This is a genomic window from Cellvibrionales bacterium, from assembly GCA_016713115.1.
Classification (GTDB): Bacteria; Pseudomonadota; Gammaproteobacteria; order Pseudomonadales; family UBA7239; genus UBA7239.
In genome coordinates, this window is the sequence record JADJPU010000001.1 from 1,720,641 (window position 1) to 1,736,247 (window position 15,607).

Sequence of the window (15,607 nt, forward strand, 5' to 3'; positions counted from 1 at the left end):
TTGGCGGCAGCACCGATGGCGCAGGAATACAGTCGCACTCAGCGCGTGGGAGATTATCTCAAGCGCGAGTTGGCGCTGTTGATTCAGCAGGAACTGCGCGATCCGCGTGTGGGCATGGTGAATATCAACGAAGTGGAAGTGAGTCGCGATCTGGCGCACGCGAAAGTGTTTGTGACTTTTGTGGGTGATCGCACAGACGAAATCAATACGCAGGCATTGAAAGTGTTGAATACGGCGCAAGGTTTTTTGCGCAGCCGCATTGCGTCAAACAATCACATGCGCACCACGCCGCGTATACATTTTGTGTTGGATGTCAGCGTGCAGCGCGGCGCGCATCTTTCAGCTTTGATTGATCAAGCCATCGCTGCTGACAGTCACTTGCAAGCACCCAAAGAATCTTAGGACGTATCGCAGTGAGCAAGCCACGCAAAGCGCGCGGTCGGCGTGTCGATGGCATTTTGCTATTGGATAAGCCGCTCGGCATGAGTTCCAACGCTGCGCTGCAAAAAGTGAAATGGCTCTTCTCGGCGGCTAAAGCGGGACATACCGGCAGCTTGGATCCTTTGGCAACAGGTGTGCTGCCGCTGTGTTTTGGTGAGGCAACCAAGTTTTCACAGCACTTACTGGATGCGGACAAAGCCTATCGCTGCACTATCCGTTTTGGCATCACCACCACCACAGCAGATGCGGAGGGTGAGGAGCTGAACAATCAGCCTGCGCCTGAGCTGACGCGCGCTGCGGTACAGGCAGTGTTGCCCGCGTTTATCGGTCAAATCGAGCAAGTGCCGCCGATGTTTTCTGCGCTAAAACACCAAGGTACGCCGCTGTATAAATTGGCGCGAGAGGGTGTGGAGATCGAGCGCGCGCCACGAGTGGTGACGATTTATAGCCTTGTGCTGCTGGATTTTAGGGCGGGCGACTACCCGGAAGCAGATATTGAAGTGAGCGTCAGCAAAGGAACGTACATCCGCACTTTGGCGGAGGATATTGGCGCGAAATTGGGCTGTGGCGCGCATGTGGCTGCGCTGCGTCGTATCAAGGCGGGGCGGTTTGCAGAAGCAGCTTGCGTCACGCTGGACGAGTTAGTGGCGCTGCGCGGCGATGATGATGCAAACGCCGCACTACTTGATCGCTATTTGCTTCCTGTCGCAGCAGCTTTGGAGCATATGCAAACGGTAACGCTGCCAGAGTCTTTGGGTTATTACTTGCGTCAAGGGCAGCCGGTATTGGATACAAGTGCGTTGCGCGCGGTCGCGGTGGGTGAAATCGTCCGGCTAATGCTGGATAATGGCGAGTTCCTTGGGGTGGCAGAAATTCTTGCCGACGGCAGAATTGCTCCCAGAAGGTTGCTGCAATAAGGCAGCAGATCACCACAGCTGTAAATATGCACGGCTGTTTGTGAAATATTTATGCATATTTAAGAGGTTAGTTACATGGCACTGTCAGTTGAAGAAAAAATTGCAATCGTTAAAGAACACGGCCAAGGTGAAAAAGATACTGGATCACCAGAAGTTCAAGTTGCTTTGTTGACAGCGAATATTAACAAGCTGCAAGGACATTTTGGTGCGCATAAACAAGATCACCACTCGCGTCGCGGTTTGATTCGCATGGTTAATCAGCGTCGTAAATTGTTGGATTATTTGAAACGCAAAGATGTCAATCGCTACGCGCAGCTCATTGCTAAACTCGGCTTGCGTCGCTAAGTGAAGATGCCGCGCCAAAAGCGCGGCATTTTTGTCAGTAGAAGAGAGAAGGAAAATATCGTGAAAGCAATCATTAAAAAATTTCAATACGGCGACCAGACTGTCACTCTGGAAACGGGGCGCATTGCGCGTCAAGCATCGGGTGCAGTGTTGGCCTCCATGGGCAAAACCACGGTGTTGTGTACCGTTGTGGGTGCAAAAACAGCTAAAGCGGGACAAGATTTTTTTCCGCTGTCTGTGCACTACCAAGAAAAAGCCTACGCGGCTGGAAAAATTCCTGGCGGATTTTTTAAGCGCGAAGGTCGTCCGAGCGAAAAAGAAACGCTGACTTCGCGTTTGATCGATCGTCCTATCCGTCCGTTGTTTCCTAACGATTTCAACAACGAAGTGCAGGTTGTTTGCACAGTAGTTTCGGCAGAAAAAGATACCGATCCCGATATTATCGCCATGATCGGCACTTCTGCTGCGTTGGCTATTTCTGGTATTCCCTTCAATGGCCCTATCGGCGCGGCGCGTGTGGGCTATACCGATGCAGCGGGTTATATTCTCAATCCTGGCTACAAAAAACTGTCCGAATCTGAATTGGACATGGTGGTGGCCGGCACAAAAGATGCCGTATTGATGGTGGAATCCGAAGCCAAAGAATTGCCAGAAGACATCATGTTGGGCGCGGTGTTGTTTGCTCACCGCGAACTGCAAGTCGTAATCGCTGCAATCAGCGCATTGGCAGCCGATGCTGGCAAACCGCGTTGGGATTGGCAGGCTCCTGCTGAAAATCGCGGCTTGCAAGATCGCGTTGTCGCAGCAGTTGGTCCGCAAATCGGTGAAGCGTATCGCATCACAGAAAAACAACAGCGCTATGCGCGTTTGGATGAATTGCGTCAACTGGCTATCGAAAAAGTAGCCGGTGATGAAGCCGGCTTTAATGAAAAAGATGTTGCCGATATGTTTGGCAAACTGGAGAAAAAAGTTGTTCGCAATCGCGTATTGAATGGTGAGCCGCGTATCGATGGCCGTGATAATCGCACTGTGCGTGCATTGGCTATCGAAGTAGGTGTATTGCCTTCTGTGCACGGCTCGGCCTTGTTTACGCGCGGCGAAACGCAGGCAATTGTTGTCGCCACTTTGGGTTCTATGCGCGATGCGCAAGCCATTGATGCGCTGGAAGGCGAACGCAAAGATCCGTTCATGTTGCATTACAACTTCCCGCCGTATTCGGTGGGCGAGTGTGGTCGCATGGGTGGCACAGGTCGCCGCGAGATTGGTCACGGCCGTTTGGGGCGTCGCGGTGTAGCGGCGATGTTGCCGGCGCAAGAAGCGTTTCCTTACTCCATACGCGTAGTGTCTGAAATTACGGAATCCAATGGCTCTAGCTCTATGGCTTCTGTTTGTGGCAGCAGCTTGGCATTGATGGATGCTGGCGTGCCATTGAAAGCACCCGTAGCAGGCATTGCGATGGGCTTGGTGAAAGACGGCAATCGCTTTGCAGTGTTGACCGATATTTTGGGCGACGAAGATCATCTCGGCGATATGGATTTCAAAGTGGCCGGTACAGCCAACGGCATTACTGCGCTGCAAATGGATATCAAAATTGAAGGCATCAACGAAGAAATTATGGATCGCGCTTTAGAGCAAGCTCTCGCTGCGCGTCTGCAAATTCTTGCGGAGATGAACAAAGTTATCAGTACGCCGCGCACAGCGATTGCAGAGACTGCGCCACGCTTTACGCAGATTAAAATTGATCCAGAAAAAATTCGCGACTTGATCGGTAAAGGTGGTGCAACTATCCGCGCTATTACCGAAGCCACTGGTTCGCAAATTGACATCGAAGACACTGGCGTAGTGCGCGTTTACGCGGCGGATGCCACAGCGCAACAAGAAACCTTGCGCCGCATTGAGTCGATTACTGCTGAAGCAGAAATTGGAGCTATCTACACTGGTAAAGTAGTGCGCATCGTAGATTTTGGTGCGTTTGTTGAATTTATGCCGGGCAAAGATGGCTTGGTGCATATTTCACAATTTGCCATGAGCGCATCGCGTCCGTGTCTGATCGTCTGCAAGAAGGCCAAGAAGTGCAAGTGAAGGTGCTGGATGTGGATAATCGCGGCCGCATTAAGCTGTCGATTAAAGAGGCGATGCCAGAAGAAGCGGTTGCCGCTGCTGATACTGCGCCAGCCGATGCGCCGACAGAAGGCTGATTAAGATAAACAAAATGCACAGAGGGGGTTGATCGCCCCCCTGTTTGGTTATAGTACGCCCATAAGAAGTATTACAACGGAGAAACACTATGAAAAAGACCACCGTCTTTACCTTGGCTGCCGTTTGTGGCGCTTTCGCGTTGGCTCTTCCAGATTGGAAAAAGCCGCTGAATGCTACCTACCCTAATGAACAGTACAAACTAATTAATGCAGAAATGACGCAGACCTTGGCTGTGTCAGGCTGTAAAACGCTGAGCATCAAGAAGACCAAAACAGGTCCTTCGACATTCAACACAGTTGCTCTATTTGATAACGGTAGCTACGCGTTATATCGCTATGCTACAGGCGACTTCAGTGGTACACCGGATACTATCGTGACCGGTTCTTGGTCTAAGGTGCCTGGAAAGAGTAGTGACACATTCTACTTGTCGATCAACTCAGCATCAATGATTGACTTGTTGGGTGACTTGGATGACGCCGGTTTGGCAAACTGTAAGACAAATCCAAAACTGGCTAGCATGACGCAGTTGGACTTCTTGGCGCCTACAGCATTGGTAAAGAAAAATACGCTGGTGTTTAACATCAAGAAAGGGACAGCTACTGGTACTTTACAGATTACTGGTCAGCAGCATAACGATCAAAAAGGGTCTCTAAATGCAGTGGGTAAGTTCAGTGTTAAAGCGACACTGAAAGGCGGCACTTGGGTAGAGATTTAACCCTTCTAGATGTTATTGAGATTTTGTTATCCGATAACTTAAAAAAACAGAGGTATAACATGAAAAAGACTTCAATAATTACAGCTGCAGTAGCATCATTTTCACTGATGTCTGCTTCCACAGCTTTTTCTGCAACGCAAATAGAAGTGACAGGTACAGTTAATCAGTCACTGGCAGTATCTGGCTGTAAAACATTATCAACACCTATTCAGGCTTCCGTGGTGTTTGATGATGACGGCACTTACAGCATCACAGATACCAATGCCAGCACTACCGTGCTAAAAGGTACATGGTTCAAGCTGGCTGGGAAATCGCCAACCACTTACACCGTTTACATGACTCCGGATGTTTTCGCGCCGGCTCCTGATGACCCGGATGTGGTAGCGAGCCTGGATCCTACTATTCCCCCACCGGCAGGAACACTGGATGACTTCCTCGACAGCCTTCAAGCCGCTGTTGGTGGTATGACTTGTAAAATCAAGACTGGTGGCACACAGAGCGTTACATTTGTCCAGCCGTCAACCTTGATCAAGAAAAATACTCTGGTCGTCAAAAATGGTGTAGGCACACTGAATATTTCAGTCAGCGGTTCACAACTGAATGATTTTAGTGGTCCACCCAAGCCGGGTAAATTTGCAAAACCAGGTAAATTCTCTGCCACTTTGGCTGCTACAAAGGTTCCTGTTGTAGCTCCGTAATGTACGGTTAGCTTGATTTGCTCCATTTAAAAGCCCGTATGGATGACATGCGGGCTTTTTTTATGTTTTATTCAGGTAAGATTTCCTGAATAGTATTTTGTAGAGAATTCGCTATGCGCAGTCTGCCTCTCTCTTTGGTTCGACGACTTGTGCCCTTGCGTGGACTGAGTGAAGGTTCTTTGCAGTCGTTATTGGAACAGAGTGAATGGCCGCTGATTGGGCAAGGGCTGTCGCTATTCTCCGCAGCGGATAATGCACGCTTTTATTTCTATTTGTTATCGGGCGAAGCGCAGGTTAGCTGTACTACCGGCAGTATTGTGCATACAGCGGAGCAGATTTTCCCTATTGGTTATGGGTTGAATGACCTGCAATTTGCTACTGCGTTGACGGACTGTGTGTGCTTGCGTATTGAACGCAGCATGTTGGATAAACAGTTGTGCTGGGATCATGTGGCATCAGCTATTGAGTTGGATCTTTCCTATCGCCCAGAAAAAGATGATGAAGCCAGCTGGCGCTTGACGCTACTGCGTTCCAATTTATTTCTCAAAGTGCCCCCGTTAAATGTGAATCAAATATTTTCACAATTAAAGCCCATGCGTGTGAATGCTGGCGATGTCATTCTGCGTCAAGGTGATCATGGAGACGGTTGTTATTTTATTCGTCAAGGCAGAGCTGCAGTAACGCGGCGCTCTGAAGATGATGTGGAGCATCATTTGGCAGATATTGGTTACGGCCGCTGCTTTGGTGAAGATGCTCTGATCCATAACACTGTGCGCAACGCTACGGTAACCATGAAGAGTGATGGTTTGTTGATGCGTCTTGATAAGCCTGATTTTATGTTGCTATTGCGTGAGCCTGCAGTGAAGCATATCAAGTCAGCCGATTTGAGTGCTGAACTGGCTGCGGATGCAATTTGCATCGATGTGCGCTTGTTAGAGGAATTTGATGTTGCGCGCCTACATCAATCTGAGAATATACCTTTGTCTTGCTTGCGCTTGTTGATGGAGACACAGTTGGATATTCATAAAAAATACATTGTGTATTGCGATACAGGTTTGCGTTCACGAGCGGCCGTGTCTTTGCTGCAAGAGCAAGGATTTTCTGCGCAGTACTTGTTGAATGGTATTGATGGATTTGATGCGCAGCAGCGTGCGGAACTGTTAGATGTGGTCCCACCGTTGCCTCTTGTTGCGTATGATGCAGCGTAAAAAGAGTGGTGACGAAGGTGGATCATTTTAAGCGCGTTGGGTTGGTGAGTCGTAAAGGGAGTAGCCAAGTAATAGATACTCTGACTGCACTGGCAAAATTTTTGTTGGCGCGTGGCGCTCGTTTGGTTATAGAGAGTGAAACGCGTTCGATGCTTTGTGCTGACATTCAATGTGAGCAAGTTTGTGATCGGGAGTCACTGGGGCAGCATTGTGACTTGGTGATTGTCGTTGGTGGTGATGGCAGCATGCTTGGTGTGGCGCGCACTTTATGCCGACAATCTGTGCCGGTGTTGGGTATTAATCGTGGCAGTCTTGGTTTTCTGACTGATATTGCCCCCGATGAAATTGAACAGCGTGTTGGCGAGGTGTTATCTGGGCATTTCACGCTTGAAGAGCGTTTTTTATTAGAAGCCTGTGTTGAGCGTGACAATGTTGTTATTGCGGAAGGTGATGCGCTGAATGAGGTTGTACTGCATCGCGGTGCATCGCTGCGCATGATTGAATTTTCGTTGTATCTCGATGAGCATTTTGTCTATAGCCAACATTCTGACGGTTTGATTGTTTCAACGCCGACAGGTTCTACAGCGTATGCGCTGTCAGGCGGTGGACCTATTTTGCACCCAGCGTTGGATGCGATTTCTCTCGTGCCGATGTTTCCGCACACGCTAACCAGTCGTCCCATCGTTGTTGCAGGGAGTAGTCAGTTGCGTATTGTGTTGGCGGAGCCCGGTGCAAAAAACGAGCAGGATGGACAGCCAGAATTGTCTTGCGATGGCCAGATGCACATTTCATTGCGTGCCGGCGATGTTGTGCGTGTCCAAAAGAAGAAAGAAAAGCTGCAATTGGTGCACCCATTGACCCATGATTACTATGAAACTTGCCGTACTAAATTGGGGTGGGGCAGTCGCTTGGCGTGATTGCAAAAATTAGCGATTACCAGCCAAAGACTTCTTTTATGAAAGGGATTGTGACGCGGCGCTTTTCTTCTAAAGACAGCGTATCCAAACTTTGCAGGCATTCAAACAGCGTTAGCATGTCGCGCGCTGTCCGTTGAATAATGAAGTGCAGTACATCGTTAGACAGTTCAATGCCGCGCGCCAGTGCACGCATTTTGAACGCCTGCAACTTTTCTTCATCGCTGAGTGGCGTGAGATAAAAGGTGGTTCCCCAGCCCATGCGCGAAATTAAATCTTCCAGTGCTGTCATCAAATCGCGTGGTGCGCAGTCGGCAGAGACAAGCAATCTACAGCGTTCGTTATCTCGCAGGCGGTTATAAAAATGAAAGAGCGCGTGTGCCCATCCCATTTGCCCAACGACATGTTGTAGCCCGTCTAAACAAATCAAATCCATTTGATCAAGATTTTCTAACAGCGCATCAGCGGCATAGCCGGCCAATTCTTCCAGCGGCAGATAGAGACATTGTTGTCCTTGCTGGCTGGCGGTATGGCAAGCCGCTTGTAACAAGTGGCTGGTGCCCGTGCCTTCGGCACCCCACAGATAGATAAACCGTTCGTCGCTGTTGTTGTATGCCAGCGCTCGTGTGGCTTGTAGGGCTAGGCTGTGCGTGCTGTTTTCTGTCGCAAAAAAATTGTCGAAAGTTGCATCATCATTCAGCTGCACATTGAGCGAAAGTTGCTTGGGTGGGGGTGGTGTCGTCATTTGCGCATCCTGCTGTTATTGCAGGCGAAGCGCAACCAGCAGTAACCGAAAAGTGCGGCGGCAACGGAGGCAAATAAAATGCCAGTTTTAGCCATGAGCAATAATTCTGGTGTAGAAGAAAAAGCGAGTTCGGCGACAAAAAATGACATGGTAAATCCAATACCGGCGAGTAAGCCGATGCCGTGTATGTGACGCATCTGCATGCCCTTGGGCATTGCAGCAATTCCAAGTTTTACGGCAAGCCAGCTAGTAACAGTAATGCCTATCCATTTGCCAAGAATCAAGCCACTTGTCACCCCCATCGTGACGGAATGTGTGAGAACTGTGGTGATGTCGCTCCAGTTGATGGGGATGGCCGCATTGGCCAAGGCAAACAGTGGCACCACAAAAAACGCCACGCTGAAATGCAATTGATGTTCGAGGCGTTGTGCCGGTGCTTGTGCAAACTCTAAGCCTTCTTCCAGTGCCGACATGTGTGCATGTAGCATTTCGTCATTATGAAGAGGCTGGTTGTTTTTTACCCCAGATTGCATTTGTTGCGAGAGCTTATTGACGGAATGTATGAAATAGGGCGCATTGTATTTTGGGCGTACAGGAATGGTGAATGCCAAGACAACGCCGGCGAGGGTGGCATGTATCCCGCTGTTGAACATGGCGCACCACAGCAGCATGCCCACGAGCAGGTAGGGTATGACGCGTCGTATGCCGCCTAAATTAAATGCCACCAGTATTGCCGTGAGTAAAGCGCTTATAAATAAGCCTCCAGCGTGCAGTTGCTCCGTATAAAAAAGGGCGATGACCAGAACGGCACCAATATCATCCACAATCGCTAGTGCAATCAAAAAGGTGATAAGTGTGGGTGAAATGCGTTTTCCCAGCGCGCTCAGTGCGCCTATTGCAAAAGCAATATCCGTTGCCATGGGTATGCCCCAGCCTGCAGCAGTGGCTCCTGATGGGTTTAGAAGCCAGTAGGCGACAGCGGGCACAACCATGCCACCAATGGCTGCAATGGCAGGTAGAGCGGCGCGCTGCCGGTCTGTCAATTCGCCCAGCACCAATTCGCGTTTGAGTTCTAAGCCAACCAATAAAAAGAACAGGCTCATTAATACTTCATTGATCCAGTGCTGCAAGCTCATTTCAAAACGCGCAGAACCAACAGCAATAGATATCGGTGTATGCAGGAAGTGTAGGTAGGCTTCGCTTAGGCTGGAGTTGGCGAGTGCAAGTGCTATGGCAGTGCAGATTAACAATAGGAAACTGCTGGTTGATTGGTGTTGAATGAATTGCGCTAGCGGTGAGAGTACGCGCGAAAAGGTTTGTTCCCACGGTGCGGTGTGAACTTGGCTGGTTTCTGGGAGGTGATCGGCAGACATGTCGGATGGCCGTGATAGGTTTGTGATAGTCTCAATAAGTGTTTTTTACGAAAATGGTGTTGCTATGGCTCTGCTGAGTATTGTGTTCGTTTTTCTATTGGCACGCTACACGGTTTTTGCGCGCAGTTTGCATCGTGATACTGGTGTTGCGACATTGCTGGATACGCTGGCAGCGCGCAAGCCAAACAGTTGGATGGCTTTTGCGGTATTGCCGGTCAGTGGTTCGGTGTTGTTGGCGGCAATCTGGTGGAGTTTGGATTTTTGGCTGTCCTTTTTCTTCGGTGTGCTGCTGCTGCTCTATAGCGTGGGACGCGGTGATTGGCAGCGATGTATGCGTGATCTTGCTGTACAACTTCGAGATGGCAATACAGAATCGGTGCTGCTGCAGCTAGAAGAACACGGTTTGATGCCTAGTGAGCAAGAGGTGCTGGATCAATCTTTGTGGTTGGCATGGCGTCGCTACGCAGGCTGTTGGTATCTTGATCGTATTTTCGCCGTATTTTTTTGGTTTTTTATTCTAGGGTCTGCGGGCGCTGTTTTTTATCGTTGGCTAATCTTATACAACAATCATGTGCAAATTCGCAGTGGACAACTGCCATCAGCAAAAAAAATGCAGCACTGTTTGGAATGGTTGCCGGTGCGTTTTATGGGGCTTTGCGCGTGTTTGGCGGGAAATTTCACCACGGGGTTTCGTGTGTGGCAGCAGCAGGCATTGAATGCAAGAATATCGTCGGCAGATTTCTTAGCGAAGTGTTTGGATGCGTCGCTGATGTTGGATGATGAAGTCATTGCGTTGCCAGATAATATTAACTACAGCTTGCGTTTAACATTGCAGCGCAGTCCAGCGTTGGAGTTGCTAATGGTGCGCACAGAAATTATTGGCCTGGTTGGCTTGGCGTTGGCAATTTTGGTGCTGAGGTAGTGCATGACAGAAAAAAAACGCATAGGTGTTGATCTCGGCGGCACAAAAATTGAAGTGGCTGTTTTGGTTGGTGATAGCGATATCGTATGGCGTGAGCGCACCCCTACACCCAGTGGAGACTATCAGGGCACGCTGCATGCGATTCGCTCTTTGGTTGAGCGCGCGATAACAGAAAATTATTTGTCAGCTGATATACCTGTGGGTATTGGTACACCAGGGTCGCAATCACCGCGCACAGGTTTGATGCGTGGTTGCAATTCCACAGTGTTGAATGAAATGCCACTGCTGCATGATTTGCGTGAAGAAATGGCTAGACCTGTGCTTATGGCAAATGATGCGGATTGTTTCGCGTTGTCGGAAGCCTGTGCGGGCGTTGGGCGCGGAGCGGATAGTGTGTTTGGCGTGATTCTCGGCACCGGTGTTGGCGGCGGCGTGGTGATTCGTCAGCAGTTGTTGTCAGGCCCAAACAACAATGCCGGTGAGTGGGGACACAATGTGATGCCGGGCAACAGTGTAGAAGGTCGTGTTGTGCGTCACTGTTTTTGTGGGCGAGATAATTGTGTTGAAAATTGGTTGAGTGGAAGGAGTTTAGGCAACAGTTTTCGTGAGGCGGGATTACAGATTGAAAAAACACAGCAGGGCATTGAATTGATGCGCCAAGGTGATGCGATTGCTGTACGCGTGTGGCGTGATTATGTGCAGTTGCTGGCGCGCGCCTTGGCGGTTGTTATCAATGTTATTGACCCTGATGTTGTTGTATTGGGTGGCGGTGTTTCCAATGTGGATGAGTTGTATCGCGAAGTGCCGGAGCAATGGGAGCAATGGATTTTTTCTGATGTGGTGCGCACGCGATTATTGAAAGCAGAACATGGTGATTCCAGCGGCGTAATCGGTGCAGCGTGGTTGTGGCCTTAATGGAAAGAGCGTTTATTGTCCTTGGGTAACTGGCTTGGGTTTCCACAACACTTCTGAATCGCTGCCTTCTAAACGATTCAACACGCGCGCACAGACAAACAACCAATCCGATAAGCGATTGATGTACTGACGCACCGGTGCGTTTACCGCATCACTCTCGTTCATGTGCACCAAAATGCGTTCAGCGCGGCGACAAATACTGCGCGCAAGATGGCAGTTGGCGGCCGTGATGGTGCCACCGGGCAAAATAAAATCTTTCAGTGGTGGTAAATGTTCGTTGTAGTGATCCAGCGTTTCTTCAATCCACTGCACATCGGCTTCATCAATAAAAATGTAGTCTGGCATGGCGAGCTCGCCGCCGAGATCAAACAAGCGATGCTGGATGGTGGTAAAAACTTCGCGCAAATCTTCTGGCATCGCATGCGCGAGCATCACGCCAATCACGCTGTTCAATTCGTCGATAGTACCGATAGCTTCCATGCGCGGGCTGTCTTTGCGTGTGCGTTTGCCATCGCCAAGACCAGTGGTGCCATCATCGCCGGTACGGGTATAGATTTTTGACAGACGATTGCCCATTCTGCGATCCTCTCATTGATTCAGTATGTGTAGGGTTTGGGCATTATAAATGCAGACAACAACGATAGATTTATTGCGGCACGGCGAATGTGAAGGCGGGCATGTGTATCGCGGCCGCCTTGATTTTCCGCTGAATGAAAAAGGCTGGCAGCAATTGCGCGGCAAAACGCAGCAGTTGGACATGTGGACGCATATTGTGTCTTCGCCGCTGCAACGCTGCGCCTTGTTTGCCGATGAAGTGGCTCAGCGCTGCAATAAGCCGCTGTCGGTGATGGATGGCTTTCGTGAAGTCGATTTTGGCGATTGGGAAGGTCGTTTGATTGACGAAGTGTGGCGCGAGCAAGGCAGCAATGTGCGCCGGTTTTTTTCCGATCCGGTTAATGCCGCGCCGCCGAACGGCGAGCCGATGCGTGTGTTTGAACGGCGTGTGCTGGCGGCGTGGAATCAATTATTGCAAACCCTGCGCGGCGAACATGTGTTGTTGGTCGCGCACGGTGGCACCATTCGTATTCTGTTGGCGCATGTGTTGGCGATGCCGTTGAATCGTATTGCTAATCTAGAAGTGCCTTACGCTTCTGCCAGTCGCATTCGTATTCATCACAGTGACGAGCATGACGATTTTTCTACTTTAATTTTCCACAATAGCCAGTTTTGAAATGGCTTGAGGCTGTATGAGTACGATCAATAACGATGCAGAGGTGGTGAAGTTGCAGTTGCGTGTCGATGAGCTGGAGATGCGTTTGGCATTTCAGGAGGATGCGCTGCAAACGCTCCATGAGCAGATAGCTAATTTGCAACAGGATGCAGAAAAACAACAACAAATGTTGCAAGTGCTGTATCGCCAATGGCGAGAAATGCAGGAGGCTGCTTTGGATGGCGCTGCAAATGCCACGCAAGAAAAGCCGCCGCATTACTGAGTGCATTTATTTTTTGTGTGCCGGTGAAAAACTCAGCATATAGCGGCGAATCAGCCAGCGGAACGGCAGAATCAAAAAACGCTTGTAGCGCCATTCATAGGCTAATTCGCGTTTGTAGGCTTCCAAGCCTAAGTTTTGAAACTGCAGTAATTGTTGGCTTTCTGTGGTGTCCATCCAATCGGTGTAGTAATCATCCACGCCAAAGTCATCGGAGGTTAAATCGCGCAAACCCATCACGCGCGGAGTAATGTTGACGAACTCCAGCCACGAAGTCTGGCTGTGTTTTCCGCTGCCAAGAAACAATGTTTTTCCAATAGCCGCTGGATTTTCTATGGCGTTTGCCATTGCTGTTGCGCCGTCGCGCGGATGAAGATATTCAATACGCGTGTCAGGATGCAGTGAAAACATGTGGCGCATCATGGCAGCGCGATCACCCACTTTGTCGTTCATCGCATCAACACACGCGCCAATGCGCACAATCACCCAAGGAATGTTGCTGGTGCGCAACAAATTTTCACACGCAATTTTGTGGCCAGCGTAGTTGTCTTTCGCTTCTAACGGCATATCCACGCGGCAAGGCGGTTGGCGTTTATTGCTAAAGCCGTGCACAGAAATTGACGAAGGAAAAACCAGCAGCGGCATTTTGTTTTGTTTGGCGATGGCATCCATCACCAGTTTTGTTCCCTGCACATTCACTTTTTCTGCAATGGCCGGTTTTTCTTCCGACAGTGGTGGAATGATAGCGGCGAGATGAATCACCGCATCTTGCCCTGTAACAGCGGCGTTTACGCTGGCCGCGTCGGTAATATCGCCCCACACCATGCGAATACGATCGCCATAACTGCTGGCAATTTTGCGATTGGTTTTGTTATCCAGATCGAAACAAGTTATGCGATGTTGACGCGCCAACAGTTCATTCAGTACGCGAGTGCCGATGGTGCCGAAAGGGCCAGTGAGCAGTACATTCATGGGTTCGTCGTTATCCATTATCCGTAGAGTGTGTGGTTATCATAGCGGGCACTATTGTTTTCGTAGCTACGAGATTCGAGCTAGGCAATGTACGCAGTGGGAATACTGTTTGGTGATGACGAAAGATATTCATTTTGATCAATTGGCTGAGCGTTTCGAGCGCAAGATTTACGGCTCGAAAAAGGGCGATTTGCGTCTGCAATTATTGTGGGATGACTTGCTCACCGCGCTGCCTGCGCTGCAAGCAGGGAAAAAACTGCGCGTGTTGGATGCGGGCGGCGGCTTGGGGCAGATGAGTGCGCGGCTCGCGACCTTGGGGCATGAGGTGATGCTGGCAGAACCGGCAGCGCCCATGCTGGAAAAGGCGCAGCAGCAGTTTGCCGAGGCGGGGTTAGATGCCGCTTGCGTGCAGTGTGTGCAAGCCAGTATTCAAGAATTGCCGCAGGTGTTGCCGCCTCAGCCATTTGATGTGGTGGTGTGTCATGCCGTGCTGGAGTGGTTGGTGGATCCGCTCGCCACGCTGGCACAACTGCTGCCGTGGATTGCGCCGCAGGGTTATCTGTCGCTGGCGTTTTACAACCGTGAATCTATCGTGTGGAAAAACTTGCTGAAGGGCAATGTGGATCGCGCGCGCGCGGCGGATAAAGCCGGTGAAGCAGGCAGTTTGACGCCCATCAGCCCGCAATCTGCGCCGCTAGTGTTGGCGTGGTTGGCGCAGCAGGGGATGGAAGTGGTGCAAGTGACGGGCGTGCGCTGCCTGCACGATTACTTGTTTCCGGGCGTAAAAATCGAGGCGGACACACTATTGGCGCTGGAACAGGAATTGGGCAGACAAGAGCCCTATAAATGGTTGGGGCGCTACATTCATGTCATCGCCAGAAAAAACAGGCGATTTTCAGTAGTAGGGCATAGGCGCGGCATCCACGCGCTCGATTGCCTTCTGTTTAAGTTTTTCAGTTTCACGCTTGGTCTTACTCACGGCCTCGTCGTCGCAGGCTTGGAGGCCCTTGTCGCTGTTGGCGCAAGCATTGCTGAATGCCTGCTCTTGCACCACAGTAAACGGCGTAATGGAGGTTTGGCAGCTATCCAACACCACATTGCGCCGCGTGTGGCGGTCGGCATATTTTTCGCGCGAAGTTTTCTCAATTAGATCGCGAATACAGTCCAAATACTCATCGGCCAATTGATCCGCGCGCGCTTGTTGCTGTGTCGCCTTGCCCGTCATGCCTTGGGAGCCTGTGCCGCAAGCCGTGAGCGACAAGCCAATTGTCAGTACAAAAATCAGCGGAATGGGTGTGCGGATCACGGTAGTCTCCAAAAACATCGGCGGCGTGATGATAGAACAAAATGACAGAGGCATCCTCGGCGCTCTGCTAGAATGTAACGCCCATCCATGCCTGCAATTCTGTGTGAAACCATGACGGAAACCAGTGACCTTCCCGACCTACAAGCCCTGCTCAATAACATCACCCCCACGGTGTATGAGGCGCTGAAACGCGCGGTGGAATTGGGTAAATGGGCGGATGGCACGCGCCTGTCAGCCGCGCAGCGCGAGACCTGTTTGCAGGCAGTGATTTATTACGATGGCCGCAACAAGCCTGAACACGAACGCGTGGGCTATATTCAGCCGCAAGAACATGAGCATTGCGGCAGTGAGGGCGATAAAGCGCACGATCACAAACACAATCGTTGGGATGAAGAGCAGTTGCTCGTGTTTCGGCATTTGACTGAACAAAATCAAACTAGGCATTGA

At 50.3% G+C, this 15,607-nt stretch carries 17 protein-coding genes and 1 pseudogene; 14 read left to right on the plus strand and 4 right to left on the minus strand.

What is annotated here, in order from left to right; all coding sequences use genetic code 11:
* Positions 1 to 15: 15 nt before the first annotated feature.
* The 8 genes and pseudogenes from rbfA to IPK30_08555 all read left to right on the plus strand — a co-directional run bounded on the left by rbfA (position 16) and on the right by IPK30_08555 (position 7,440).
* On the plus strand, positions 16 to 402 hold the full coding sequence (gene rbfA / locus IPK30_08520) for a 30S ribosome-binding factor RbfA (GenBank protein ID MBK8103312.1): 387 nt from the start codon (positions 16 to 18) through the stop codon (positions 400 to 402).
* Positions 403 to 413: 11 nt separating this feature from the next.
* Entirely contained in the window at positions 414 to 1,358 is a 945-nt protein-coding gene (gene truB / locus IPK30_08525; protein MBK8103313.1) for a tRNA pseudouridine(55) synthase TruB, read from the plus strand.
* A 75-nt stretch (positions 1,359 to 1,433) separates the two neighbouring features.
* Entirely contained in the window at positions 1,434 to 1,703 is a 270-nt protein-coding gene (gene rpsO, locus IPK30_08530; GenBank protein MBK8103314.1) for a 30S ribosomal protein S15, read from the plus strand.
* Between the two features lie 60 nt (positions 1,704 to 1,763).
* A pseudogene (gene pnp / locus IPK30_08535) lies at positions 1,764 to 3,901 on the plus strand (polyribonucleotide nucleotidyltransferase).
* 89 nt (positions 3,902 to 3,990) lie between these two features.
* Positions 3,991 to 4,617 (plus strand): hypothetical protein, encoded by a 627-nt coding sequence (locus tag IPK30_08540; protein MBK8103315.1) that lies wholly within the window; start codon positions 3,991 to 3,993, stop codon positions 4,615 to 4,617.
* 59 nt (positions 4,618 to 4,676) lie between these two features.
* Positions 4,677 to 5,315, plus strand: a complete 639-nt coding sequence (locus IPK30_08545) for a hypothetical protein (protein MBK8103316.1) — start codon at positions 4,677 to 4,679, stop codon at positions 5,313 to 5,315.
* 113 nt (positions 5,316 to 5,428) lie between these two features.
* Entirely contained in the window at positions 5,429 to 6,523 is a 1,095-nt protein-coding gene (locus tag IPK30_08550) for a cyclic nucleotide-binding domain-containing protein (protein MBK8103317.1), read from the plus strand.
* A gap of 17 nt (positions 6,524 to 6,540) precedes the next feature.
* Positions 6,541 to 7,440, plus strand: coding sequence for an NAD(+) kinase (locus IPK30_08555; GenBank protein MBK8103318.1), 900 nt, complete (start codon positions 6,541 to 6,543; stop codon positions 7,438 to 7,440).
* Between the two features lie 16 nt (positions 7,441 to 7,456).
* Here the strand turns inward: IPK30_08555 and hda are convergent, their stop codons facing one another.
* Positions 7,457 to 8,182, minus strand: a complete 726-nt coding sequence (gene hda / locus IPK30_08560; GenBank protein ID MBK8103319.1) for a DnaA regulatory inactivator Hda — start codon at positions 8,180 to 8,182, stop codon at positions 7,457 to 7,459.
* Positions 8,179 to 9,555, minus strand: a complete 1,377-nt coding sequence (nhaA, locus tag IPK30_08565) for a Na+/H+ antiporter NhaA (GenBank protein MBK8103320.1) — start codon at positions 9,553 to 9,555, stop codon at positions 8,179 to 8,181. Before nhaA ends, hda begins: the two co-directional genes overlap by 4 nt.
* A gap of 64 nt (positions 9,556 to 9,619) precedes the next feature.
* Here nhaA and IPK30_08570 point away from each other — a divergent pair, with 64 nt between their 5' ends.
* Positions 9,620 to 10,477: a hypothetical protein gene (locus tag IPK30_08570; GenBank protein MBK8103321.1), complete on the plus strand. Its 858-nt coding sequence runs from the start codon at positions 9,620 to 9,622 to the stop codon at positions 10,475 to 10,477.
* 3 nt (positions 10,478 to 10,480) lie between these two features.
* A complete protein-coding gene (locus tag IPK30_08575) occupies positions 10,481 to 11,392 on the plus strand; it encodes an ROK family protein (GenBank protein ID MBK8103322.1) in 912 nt (303 codons plus the stop codon).
* 12 nt (positions 11,393 to 11,404) lie between these two features.
* Here the strand turns inward: IPK30_08575 and IPK30_08580 are convergent, their stop codons facing one another.
* Positions 11,405 to 11,968: a cob(I)yrinic acid a,c-diamide adenosyltransferase gene (locus tag IPK30_08580; protein ID MBK8103323.1), complete on the minus strand. Its 564-nt coding sequence runs from the start codon at positions 11,966 to 11,968 to the stop codon at positions 11,405 to 11,407.
* Between the two features lie 49 nt (positions 11,969 to 12,017).
* On the opposite strand from IPK30_08580, the gene IPK30_08585 reads away from it, so the two are divergent.
* Complete coding sequence (locus IPK30_08585) at positions 12,018 to 12,623, plus strand: alpha-ribazole phosphatase family protein (GenBank protein MBK8103324.1); 606 nt, start codon at positions 12,018 to 12,020, stop codon at positions 12,621 to 12,623.
* Positions 12,624 to 12,639: 16 nt separating this feature from the next.
* Positions 12,640 to 12,885, plus strand: coding sequence for a SlyX family protein (locus IPK30_08590; GenBank protein MBK8103325.1), 246 nt, complete (start codon positions 12,640 to 12,642; stop codon positions 12,883 to 12,885).
* A gap of 6 nt (positions 12,886 to 12,891) precedes the next feature.
* Here IPK30_08590 and IPK30_08595 read toward each other — a convergent pair whose 3' ends face one another.
* Complete coding sequence (locus IPK30_08595) at positions 12,892 to 13,872, minus strand: NAD(P)-dependent oxidoreductase (protein MBK8103326.1); 981 nt, start codon at positions 13,870 to 13,872, stop codon at positions 12,892 to 12,894.
* 97 nt (positions 13,873 to 13,969) lie between these two features.
* Between IPK30_08595 and IPK30_08600 the strand changes: the two genes are divergently transcribed.
* Together IPK30_08600 and IPK30_08605 are read left to right on the plus strand one after the other, a co-directional pair.
* A complete protein-coding gene (locus IPK30_08600) occupies positions 13,970 to 15,004 on the plus strand; it encodes a methyltransferase domain-containing protein (GenBank protein ID MBK8103327.1) in 1,035 nt (344 codons plus the stop codon).
* Between the two features lie 267 nt (positions 15,005 to 15,271).
* Complete coding sequence (locus tag IPK30_08605; GenBank protein MBK8103328.1) at positions 15,272 to 15,607, plus strand: DUF1315 family protein; 336 nt, start codon at positions 15,272 to 15,274, stop codon at positions 15,605 to 15,607.